This is a genomic window from Streptomyces beihaiensis (genome assembly GCF_026274175.1).
GTDB classification, from domain to species: Bacteria; Actinomycetota; Actinomycetes; order Streptomycetales; family Streptomycetaceae; genus Streptomyces; species Streptomyces beihaiensis.
In genome coordinates this window covers 1-11,047 of record NZ_JAPHNL010000098.1, presented here as the reverse complement: position 1 = coordinate 11,047, position 11,047 = coordinate 1, and the positions used below count along the sequence as shown (strand labels likewise).

The following is an 11,047-nucleotide window of genomic DNA, read 5'->3' as shown; positions in this document are numbered from 1 at the left end:
CGCCCGCGCCGCGCCCGCCCGCCCGTCCTCCTGCCCCGCCCGCCCGGACCGAGCGGAGCGACACCCTGCCGCGGCTGCTCGTCGCCCTGCTGTGCGCCGGATACGCGACGGGGGCCGCCTGCGACTGGGGCTCGCACCGACTCGCGCTGTTCATGGGGGACTTCGGGCTGAGCGCCGCCGCGCTCGCCGCCGCCGTCTCGAACTTCCTCTACGCGCGCAGCCGCCGCAGCCGTTTTCGATCCGCCTGGCTCCTGTTCGCCGTCTCGTCGCTCATGGCGTCGTTGGGCAACGGGGTGTGGGGCTGGTACGAGGTCGTGCTGTCCCAGGAGGTGCCCACCCCGAGCCCCGCCGACCTGTTCTTCCTGTGCTTCGCGCCGCCCGCGATCATCGGCCTGCTCGTGCTGGCCAAACGGCCGGTGACGAAGGCCGGCTGGATCTGCCTCGCGCTCGACGCCTGGCTGATCGCGGGATCCCTGATCACCCTGTCCTGGAGCCTCGCGCTCGCGCGCACCGCCGAGTACGACGGGCAGAGCGTCGGGCGCACCGCGCTCTCGCTCGCCTATCCGCTCCTCGACATCGCGCTGGTCAGCATGGTGCTCGCGCTGCACTTCAGACGGTCGCCCGGCAATCGGAAGGCGGTCAACACGGCGATCGGCGCGCTCGCCACGACCGTGCTCTCGGACGCGCTGTTCACCTCGCCGCTGCTGCACGCCAGCTACCGCTCGGGCGAGATCCTCGACGCGGGCTGGTTCGCCGGTTCGCTGCTGCTCGCCTACGCGCCGTGGGTGGGCCCGCGCGGCGGCGCGGCCGACGCCGACGCCGGGTACGACCCGTCGGGGCGCTACCAGGTCAGCCAGACCCGGCCGATCTCCGGCTCGCTCGCCGCGCTCACCCCGTACCTCGCCGCGGCCGTGTGCACCCTGGGAATTCTCTGCAACGTGCTGAACGGCCACCGCGTCGACCGGGTCGTGCTCTTCACGGCCTGCACGGTCGTCCTGGCCCTCGTCGTGCGCCAGGGCATCATGCTCCTCGACAACATCACCCTCACCCGGGAGCTCGCCCAGAAGGAGAACCACTTCCGGTCCCTCGTCCAGGGGTCGAGCGACGTCATCATGATCGCCGCGCCCAACGGCGTCCTCCGCTACGTCAGCCCGGCCGCCGCCGGGGTCTACGGGCGGGACGCCGACGACCTGGTCGGCTGCGAACTCGCCTCGATCATCCACCCCGACGACCTCGGCCGCGTCATGCACGAGGTGCGCAGATTCCTCGCCGCCAGCCAGGTCGAGGAGCCCACCACCCGGATCGAATGCCGCTTCCGCTCCGGGGCCGGGGGCTGGCTGAACGTGGAGTCCACGATCAACCGCCACCACGGCGGCCTGATCCTCAACAGCAGAGACGTGACCGAACGAGTGCGGCTCCAGGCCCAGTTGCAGCACAACGCCGAGCACGACCCGCTCACCGACCTGCCCAACCGGGCCCTGTTCACCAAGCGGGTCGCCCAGGCCCTCACCGGGCGGCGGGCCAGCGACCGGGGCACCGCCGTGCTCTTCATCGACCTCGACGGCTTCAAACAGGTCAACGACACGATCGGCCACCAGGCGGGCGACGAACTGCTCGTCCAGGCCGCCAGGCGCCTCGCCGACTCCGTGCGCTCCTCGGACACCGCCGCCCGCCTCGGCGGCGACGAGTTCGCGGCGATCATCGTCGGCGACGGCGGCCGGGACCCCGGCGCCCGCGAACAGCAGGTCTACGAGCTGGCCGACCGGCTGCGCCTGACCCTGTCCCAGCCATACACCATCGACGGCCGCGACGGCGTCCGGGTCGCCGCCTCCATCGGCGTCGCCTTCGCCGAACCGGACATCACGGCGGGCGAGCTGCTGCGCAACGCCGACCTGGCCATGTACCGGGCCAAGGCCGCCGGCAAGGGCCGCGTCGAGCTGTACGCGCCGCAGATGCAGGCCGATGTCGTACGCAAGGCGGAGCTGGCCACCCGGCTGCGCAGCGCCCTGCACGAGGGCGAGTTCGCGCTGCTGCACCAGCCCGTCGTCCGTCTCGACGACGGCCGGATCACGGCGGTCGCCGCCCAGGCCCGCTGGCGCTCGGCCCAGGGCATCCTGTTCACCCCCGCCGAGTTCCTGCGGATGGCCGACGACAGCGAGCGCGCCGCCGACCTCGCCCGCTGGACGCTGGGGGAGGCCGTCGAGCAGGCGGCCGAGCGCGGCCGCAGCGGGCACGCCGCACCCGTGTCCGTCCGGGTCAGCGCCCGCAGGCTCCTCGACCGGTCGATGCCGCTCGGCTCCGTCGAGGCGCTCCTGACGCGGCACGGGCTGCCGTCGGGCGCCCTCGTCATCGAACTGGCCGACAACGACCCCAGAGCACCCCTGGACGAGCTGGAGCGGCGCCTCACCGCCCTGCGCAGACTCGGCGTCCGGATCGCCCTCGACGGCTTCGGCAGCGGCTACGCGGCCATCGCCGCGCTGCGCCGCCTCCCCGTCGACATCCTCAAGCTGGACCGCACTCTGGTCGAGGGTGTCGTCGAGTCCGCCCGCCTGCACAAGATCACCAGTGGTCTGCTTCGCATAGCGGGAGACCTCGGCCTGACCTCCGTGGCGGACGGCGTGGACCTGCCCGAGCAGGTGGTCGCGCTGCGCGCCATGGGGTGTACGCACGGGCAGGGCGCGGCGTTCTCCGGGGCACTCGACGAGTACCGGCTGCGCCGCGCGCTGGCCCGTGGGCAGTACCCGGTGCCCGCCGGGCCGATCGAGCGGGTCTGCGTGGGCGTGCCCGGCGCGCCGCCCCGGCGCTCACATAATGAGACTCCTGTCCCACCCACTTGACAGTTGTTGCGCCCCGGGGGGAGGGTCTGTGCCATGCGCACCCGAATTCTCGTACTTGGAAAGCGCGTCGGCTGAAGCCGGGACCCACCGATGACCGCATCGGCATCCCCGGCGACCGCACCCGGCGCGCTCCCCTCGCTTGCCTCATGGCACGAGGGGTTTTTTGTTGCACCGGCGCTGGACGCACACCGTAAGAACCCTGCACAAACCTCGCAAAAACCCTCAGCATCGAGAAGAGAATGCCGATGACCGAGCAGGCCACCGGGGCCGGCCGCCCGCAGCCGCGGCCCCGTTCCGGAGGACAGCAGTCCGCCCCCGTCGAGCACGTCACGGGTGCGAAGTCCCTCATTCGCTCGCTCGAGGAGGTCGGGGCCGACACCGTGTTCGGCATCCCCGGCGGTGCGATCCTTCCCGCGTACGACCCGATGATGGACTCGAAGCGGGTCCGGCACGTCCTCGTCCGCCACGAGCAGGGCGCGGGCCACGCGGCCACCGGCTACGCGCAGGCCACCGGCAAGGTCGGCGTCTGCATGGCCACCAGCGGCCCCGGCGCCACCAACCTGGTCACGCCGATCGCCGACGCGCACCTGGACTCGGTGCCGCTCGTCGCGATCACCGGCCAGGTCGCCTCCAAGTCGATCGGCACGGACGCCTTCCAGGAGGCGGACATCGTCGGCATCACCATGCCGATCACCAAGCACAACTTCCTGGTCAAGGACCCCAAGGACATCCCGAGGACCATCGCCGAGGCGTTCCACATCGCCTCCACGGGCCGTCCGGGCCCGGTCCTCGTCGACATCGCCAAGGACGCGCTTCAGGCGCAGACCACGTTCTCGTGGCCGCCGCAGATGGACCTGCCCGGCTACCGGCCGGTGACCAAGCCCCACGCCAAGCAGATCCGCGAGGCCGCGAAGCTCATCACCGGTGCCAGGCGCCCCGTCCTCTACGTCGGCGGCGGGGTCATGAAGGCCGGTGCCACCGCCGAGCTGAAGGTGCTGGCCGAGCTGACCGGCGCCCCGGTCGTCACCACGCTGATGGCGCTCGGCTCGTTCCCCGACACCCACCCGCAGCACCTGGGCATGCCCGGCATGCACGGCAGCGTCGCCGCGGTCACCGCCCTGCAGAAGTCCGACCTGATCGTCGCGCTCGGCGCCCGGTTCGACGACCGTGTCACCGGCAAGCTGGACAGCTTCGCCCCGTACGCGAAGATCGTCCACGCCGACATCGACCCCGCGGAGATCGGCAAGAACCGCGAGGCCGACGTGCCGATCGTCGGCGACGCCCGCGAGGTCATCGCCGACCTGGTCCAGGCGATGCAGAAGGAGCACAGCGAGGGGCACAAGGGCGACTACACCGCCTGGTGGAACGACCTGAACCGCTGGCGCGAGACCTACCCGCTCGGCTACGACCTGCCCGAGGACGGCTCCCTGTCCCCGCAGCAGGTGATCCAGCGGATCGGCCAACTCGCCCCGGAGGGCACGATCTTCGCCGCGGGCGTCGGCCAACACCAGATGTGGGCCGCGCACTTCATCGACTACGACAAGCCCGCCACCTGGCTGAACTCCGGCGGCGCCGGAACCATGGGCTACGCGGTCCCCGCCGCCATGGGCGCCAAGGCCGGAGCCCCGGACAAGCCGGTCTGGGCCATCGACGGCGACGGCTGCTTCCAGATGACCAACCAGGAGCTCACCACCTGCGCCCTGAACAACATCCCGATCAAGGTCGCCGTCATCAACAACGGCGCCCTCGGGATGGTCCGCCAGTGGCAGACCCTGTTCTACAACCAGCGCTACTCCAACACCGTGCTGCACGCGGGACCGGAGGGCGAGACCCCGCCGAACAAGGGCACGCGCGTCCCGGACTTCGTGAAGCTGTCCGAGGCCATGGGCTGCCACGCGATCCGCTGCGAGCGCCCCGAGGACCTCGACACGTGCATCGAGGAGGCCAACGCGATCAACGACCGCCCCGTCGTGATCGACTTCATCGTCCACGAGGACGCCATGGTCTGGCCGATGGTCGCCGCCGGCACCTCCAACGACGAGATCCTGGCCGCCCGGGACCTTCGCCCCGACTTCGGCGACAGCGAAGACGACTGAGAGCCGACCGGACAACAAGCAGAGGAACGACACCCATGTCCAAGCACACGCTCTCCGTCCTGGTCGAGAACAAGCCCGGCGTCCTGGCCCGGATCACCGCGCTGTTCTCGCGCCGCGGCTTCAACATCGACTCGCTCGCCGTCGGAGTCACCGAGCACCCCGACATCTCCCGCATCACGATCGTGGTGAGCGTCGAGGACCTGCCGCTCGAACAGGTCACCAAGCAGCTCAACAAGCTCGTCAACGTCCTGAAGATCGTCGAGCTGGAGCCGGGCGCCGCCGTCCAGCGCGAACTCGTCCTCGCCAAGGTCCGCGCCGACAACGAGACGCGCTCGCAGATCGTCGAGATCGTCCAGCTGTTCCGTGCCAAGACCGTGGACGTCTCCCCGGAGGCCGTCACCGTCGAGGCCACCGGCTCCAGCGAGAAGCTGGAGGCCATGCTCCGCATGCTGGAGCCGTTCGGCATCAAGGAACTCGTCCAGTCCGGCACCATCGCCATCGGCCGCGGCTCGCGCTCCATCACCGACCGGAGCCTGCGCGCCCTCGACCGCAGCGCGTGACGCGGGTGCGCGGGTGCCTGCCGGGCGCCCGCGCACCGCACCCGCGCGCCCCCTGCTCGCATAGCGAGACCCGAGACCTTTCCGCCCTCGCCCGCCGTACGGTGGGACGCAACATCAGCACACCAAGGAGATCCCCAGTGGCCGAGCTGTTCTACGACGACGACGCCGACCTGTCCATCATCCAGAACCGCAAGGTCGCGGTGATCGGCTACGGCTCCCAGGGCCACGCCCACGCGCTGTCCCTGCGCGACTCGGGTGTCGACGTCCGCGTCGGTCTGCACGAGGGCTCCAAGTCCAAGGCGAAGGCCGAGGAGCAGGGCCTGCGTGTGGTCACCCCGGCCGAGGCCGCCGCCGAGGCCGACGTCATCATGATCCTGGTCCCGGACCCGATCCAGGCCAAGGTCTACGAGGAGTCCGTCAAGGACAACCTGAAGGCGGGCGACGCCCTGTTCTTCGGCCACGGCCTGAACATCCGCTACGGCTTCATCAAGCCCCCGGCCGACGTCGACGTCTGCATGGTCGCCCCGAAGGGCCCGGGCCACCTGGTCCGCCGCCAGTACGAGGAGGGCCGCGGCGTCCCGTGCATCGCGGCGGTCGAGCAGGACGCCACCGGCAAGGGCTTCGAGCTGGCCCTCTCCTACGCGAAGGGCATCGGCGGCACCCGCGCCGGCGTCATCAAGACGACCTTCACCGAGGAGACCGAGACCGACCTGTTCGGCGAGCAGGCCGTGCTCTGCGGCGGCACCTCCGCCCTGGTCAAGGCCGGTTTCGAGACCCTGGTCGAGGCGGGCTACCAGCCGGAGATCGCCTACTTCGAGTGCCTGCACGAGCTGAAGCTCATCGTGGACCTCATGTACGAGGGCGGCCTGGAGAAGATGCGCTGGTCGGTCTCCGAGACCGCCGAGTGGGGCGACTACGTCACCGGCCCGCGGATCATCACGGACGCCACCAAGGCCGAGATGAAGAAGGTCCTCGCCGAGATCCAGGACGGCACGTTCGCCCGTAACTGGATGGACGAGTACCACTCGGGCCTGAAGAAGTACAACGAGTACAAGACGCAGGACGAGAACCACCTCCTGGAGACCACCGGCAAGCAGCTGCGCAAGCTGATGAGCTGGGTGGACAACGACGAGGCGTGAGCCTTCGGACACGGGGTCGCGGCAGTCGCCGCGACCCCGTTGTCCATCCCGTCCAGCCACGGACGGGTGATCCTTCCGGGGAGGCGTATGTCCGTCGCTCCCTCGCCACTACACTTCTGAACTACCTTCGCGTCGGGCCCACAGCGTCGTGCGTCTTCCACGCGGCTGGGGCCTGACCTGTCGGACGGGCCCTGACACCCCCTCCACCGCCTGCGGCCGTCGGGACGGCCGTCCGCAATGGGACTTGTGAGGACCACGTGAGCACTCCTGCCAACGGCAAACCCGTCGTACTCATCGCCGAAGAACTGTCGCCCGCGACCGTCGACGCCCTGGGCCCCGACTTCGAGATCCGCCGCTGCAACGGCGCGGACCGGGCCGAGCTCATCCCCGCCATCGCCGACGTCGACGCGATCCTGATCCGCTCGGCCACCAAGGTGGACGCCGAGGCGATCGCCGCCGCGAACAAGCTGAAGGTCGTCGCACGAGCCGGCGTCGGCCTGGACAACGTGGACGTCTCCGCCGCCACCAAGGCCGGCGTGATGGTCGTCAACGCCCCGACCTCCAACATCGTCACCGCCGCCGAGCTCGCCTGCGGCCTCCTGCTCGGCACCGCCCGCAACATCCCGCAGGCCAACGCCGCGCTGAAGAACGGCGAGTGGAAGCGCAGCAAGTACACCGGCGTGGAGCTGGCCGAGAAGACGCTCGGCGTCGTCGGCCTCGGCCGGATCGGCGCGCTCGTCGCCCAGCGGATGTCCGCCTTCGGCATGAAGGTCGTCGCCTACGACCCGTACGTGCAGCCCGCGCGCGCCGCGCAGATGGGCGTGAAGGTCCTCTCGCTGGACGAGCTGCTCGAGGTCTCCGACTTCATCACCGTCCACCTTCCCAAGACCCCCGAGACGGTCGGCCTGATCGGCGACGACGCACTGCACAAGGTCAAGCCGACCGTGCGCATCGTCAACGCCGCGCGCGGCGGCATCGTCGACGAGGAGGCGCTCTACTCGGCGCTCAAGGAGGGCCGCGTCGCGGGTGCGGGCCTGGACGTGTACGCGAAGGAGCCGTGCACGGACTCGCCGCTCTTCCAGTTCGACCAGGTCGTCTGCACCCCGCACCTCGGCGCCTCCACGGACGAGGCCCAGGAGAAGGCGGGCATCGCCGTCGCCCGCTCCGTGCGCCTCGCCCTCGCCGGTGAGCTCGTGCCCGACGCGGTCAACGTCCAGGGCGGTGTGATCGCCGAGGACGTCAAGCCGGGCCTGCCGCTCGCCGAGCGCCTCGGCCGCATCTTCACCGCGCTCGCCGGTGAGGTCGCGGTCCGCCTCGACGTCGAGGTCTACGGCGAGATCACCCAGCACGACGTGAAGGTGCTCGAACTCTCCGCGCTCAAGGGCGTGTTCGAGGACGTCGTCGACGAGACGGTCTCCTATGTGAACGCCCCGCTGTTCGCGCAGGAGCGCGGCGTCGAGGTCCGCCTGACGACGTCGAGCGAGTCGCCCGACCACCGCAACCTGGTCACCGTGCGCGGCACCCTCGGCGACGGCCAGGAGGTCTCGGTCTCCGGCACGCTGGCGGGCCCCAAGCACCTGCAGAAGATCGTCGCGGTCGGCGACTACGACGTGGACCTCGGTCTCGCGGACCACATGGTGGTGCTGCGCTACGAGGACCGTCCCGGTGTCGTCGGCACGGTGGGCCGCGTCCTGGGCGAGGCCGGGATCAACATCGGCGGCATGCAGGTCGCTCGGGCCGACGTGGGCGGCGAGGCCCTCGCGGTCCTGACGGTGGACGACACGGTGCCGCAGGCGGTGCTCAACGAGCTCGCGTCCGAGATCGGCGCGACCTCGGCCCGTTCGGTGAACCTGGTGTAGGTGCCGCCAGGGGCGCGGGGAACCGCGCGAGCAACCGACGAAGAGACGCAGACGCGTCCGCTCATGTTCCGAGCGGACGCGTCTGCGTCTTTTCTCCTGCTGAGCGCGCAGCGTCCCTAAAGGCGCCGCCCCGCAAGCACCGCCGCCCCGACCAGCACCACCGCCCCGGTCACGGACGCCACGTGCATCCCGGAGGTGAACGCCTCCCGCGCGGAGGCGATCACCGCGTGGTCACCCGTGGCGATCGCCCCGCCCAGCGTCTGCCTGGCCTGAGCCGGAGCGGCGGCGACCCCGTGGCGGTAGACCGCCGTACCGATCGACCCGAGCACCGCCATCCCGAGCGCCCCGCCGAACTCCGTACCGGTCTCCAGGAGCGAGGACGCCGTCCCCGCCTGCTCGACCGGGGCGGTGCCCATGGCGAGGTCGGTCAGCTGGGACAGCACCATGACGACGCCGGAGGCGAGCACCCCGGCCGCGGCCAGCACCAGCCACAGGGAATCCGTACCGGCCGGGACGAGCATCGCGTAACCCGCCGCGCTGACCGCGAACCCGGCCGCGACCACCCGGCCCCGGGCCACGCCCCGCTGCACGAGCCGCGTGGCGAGCGGCCCCGCGACCCCGATGAACACCGACGGCAGCAGGCTCCACAGCGCTGCGCTGAGCGGGCTCTTGCCGAGCACCGACTGCAGGTACTGCGTGGTGAAGAGGGCCGAGCCCATCATTGCGAAGGCGGACACCAAGGTCAGCACGAGCGCCGGGGTGAAGCCCCGGCCGCGCAGCAGCCCCGGCGGGATCAGCGGCGACGCCGTGCGGCGCTGCCGCCGCGCGAACAGCACGGCGAAGCCGAGGCCGACCGCGACCGAGGCGACGTACAGCGGGTGGAAGCCCTCTGAGGGAATCTCCTTGAGGCCGTAGATCAGCGGGAGCACCGCGGCCATGGACAGCGGCACGCTCGGCCAGTCGAAGCGACCGGGCGAGGGGTTCTTCGACTCGGGCAGCAGCACCGGGCCCAGGACCAGCAGCAGCGCCATCGCGGGCAGGTTGACCAGGAAGACCGAGCCCCACCAGAAATGCTCGACGAGGATGCCGCTCATCACCGAACCGAGCGCGATACCGCCGGTCATGACGCCGGACCACAGTCCGATCGCCTTCGCCCGCTGACCGGGGTCGGTGAACATCGTGCGCAGCAGGCCCATGGTCGAGGGCATCAGTGTCGCTCCGCCGATGCCGAGGACCGCGCGGGCGGCGATCAGGGTCGCGGCGCTGTCGGAGTACGCGGCGAGGAGCGAGGCGGCGCCGAAGGCCGCCGCGCCCGTCAGGAGCAGCCGCCTGCGGCCGATCCGGTCGCCGAGCGAGCCCATCGTCATCAGCAGGCCCGCGAGCACGAACCCGTAGATGTCGAAGATCCACAGCTGTTGGGTGCCGGTCGGCCGCAGGTCGGCGCTGATCGCGGGGACCGTGAAGTAGAGGACGGAGACGTCCATGGAGACGAGGAGCAACGGCAGCATCAGGACGGCCAGCGCGGTCCATTCCTTGCGCCCCGCACGCGTGGTGGTGCTCTCGGCGCCGGTCGGCGACGCCTGCTGGATGGTGCTCGTCGTGTGTGTCATGCCAGGAACCATACGACCGTCTTAAACGCTTGTCTAGTACGAGCGTATAGAACGGTTGTGTAAGACGTTCGTATGGGGCCGGGGTAGGGTGAGGACATGGGACACCGTGAGGATCTGCTCGAAGGCGCCAAGCGGTGCCTGCTGGAGAAGGGGTTCGTGCGCACGACCGCGCGCGACATCGTCAAGGAGTCCGGCGCCAACCTGGCGTCGATCGGCTATCACTACGGCTCGAAGGACGCGCTGCTCGCGCAGGCGTACGTGGCTCTTGTCGAGGACCACTCGGACGACTTCGACCGGGGCGGTCTGGCGGCCGAGGCCGGTTCGCTGGAGCGCTTCCGCGAGGTGTGGGCCAACGTGATCGGTACCATGGGCAAGCCCGGCTCCATGTGGCACCTGGGGATGGAACTCGTCGTCATGGGCGACAAGTTGCCCGCTGTGCGCGAGTTCGTCGCGCAAGCGCAGCGCGAGGGCGGACGCGGGCTCATCCCGATGTTCCTCGGGGGCGAGGAGCCCCCCGCCGACGATCCGGCCGTCGACACGCTCGGCAAGCTCTACATGTGCCTGATGTCCGGAGTGATCGCGCAGTACATGCTGGACCCCGAGACAGCGCCCAGCGCCGACGAACTCACCGAAGGTGTACGGCAGTTGATTGAGGCGGCCGAGGGCGCGGGCGCCTCACAGCCGTGACGCCTTGAGCCCCATGTGCAGCAGCAGCCGGTCCTCGCCCTCGTCCAGGTCGAGGCCGGTGAGCTGCTCGACGCGCGAGAGGCGGTAGTAGAGGGTCTGGCGGTGGATGCCGAGCGCCGCGGCCGCCCGGCCTGCCTGGCCCGCGCAGTCCAGGAACACCTCGGCCGTGCGCGCCAGCTGCCGGTGCGCGGGCGCGAGCAGCGGCTCCACCGCCGGATCGTGCGCGGCCTCCGGCGGCAGCGCCGTCAGCAGCCGGTAC

At 70.7% G+C, this 11,047-nt stretch carries 8 protein-coding genes; 6 read left to right on the top strand and 2 right to left on the bottom strand.

The window, feature by feature from the left end; translation table 11 throughout:
- The 5 genes from OFY01_RS11140 to serA all read left to right on the top strand — a co-directional run.
- The coding region (locus OFY01_RS11140; protein ID WP_407700319.1) for a putative bifunctional diguanylate cyclase/phosphodiesterase at positions 1-2,837 on the top strand (2,837 nt) is incomplete at its 5' end.
- Between the two features lie 245 nt (positions 2,838-3,082).
- Positions 3,083-4,933 carry an acetolactate synthase large subunit gene (locus OFY01_RS11135; protein WP_266598799.1) on the top strand — a complete coding sequence of 617 codons (1,851 nt, stop codon included), beginning with the start codon at positions 3,083-3,085 and terminating at the stop codon, positions 4,931-4,933.
- Positions 4,934-4,968: 35 nt separating this feature from the next.
- Positions 4,969-5,493 carry an acetolactate synthase small subunit gene (gene ilvN, locus OFY01_RS11130; RefSeq protein WP_266598797.1) on the top strand — a complete coding sequence of 175 codons (525 nt, stop codon included), beginning with the start codon at positions 4,969-4,971 and terminating at the stop codon, positions 5,491-5,493.
- Positions 5,494-5,630: 137 nt separating this feature from the next.
- Positions 5,631-6,632: a ketol-acid reductoisomerase gene (ilvC, locus tag OFY01_RS11125; protein WP_266598796.1), complete on the top strand. Its 1,002-nt coding sequence runs from the start codon at positions 5,631-5,633 to the stop codon at positions 6,630-6,632.
- 257 nt (positions 6,633-6,889) lie between these two features.
- Positions 6,890-8,491, top strand: coding sequence for a phosphoglycerate dehydrogenase (gene serA / locus OFY01_RS11120; RefSeq protein WP_266598794.1), 1,602 nt, complete (start codon positions 6,890-6,892; stop codon positions 8,489-8,491).
- 116 nt (positions 8,492-8,607) lie between these two features.
- Here the strand turns inward: serA and OFY01_RS11115 are convergent, their stop codons facing one another.
- Positions 8,608-10,101 carry an MFS transporter gene (locus tag OFY01_RS11115; protein WP_266598792.1) on the bottom strand — a complete coding sequence of 498 codons (1,494 nt, stop codon included), beginning with the start codon at positions 10,099-10,101 and terminating at the stop codon, positions 8,608-8,610.
- A gap of 96 nt (positions 10,102-10,197) precedes the next feature.
- Here OFY01_RS11115 and OFY01_RS11110 point away from each other — a divergent pair, with 96 nt between their 5' ends.
- Positions 10,198-10,788 (top strand): TetR/AcrR family transcriptional regulator, encoded by a 591-nt coding sequence (locus OFY01_RS11110; protein ID WP_266598790.1) that lies wholly within the window; start codon positions 10,198-10,200, stop codon positions 10,786-10,788.
- Here the strand turns inward: OFY01_RS11110 and OFY01_RS11105 are convergent.
- Positions 10,777-11,047: helix-turn-helix domain-containing protein (locus OFY01_RS11105; protein WP_266598788.1), on the bottom strand; the 271-nt coding region annotated here is incomplete at its 5' end. The two genes, OFY01_RS11110 and OFY01_RS11105, sit on opposite strands and share 12 nt — an antisense overlap.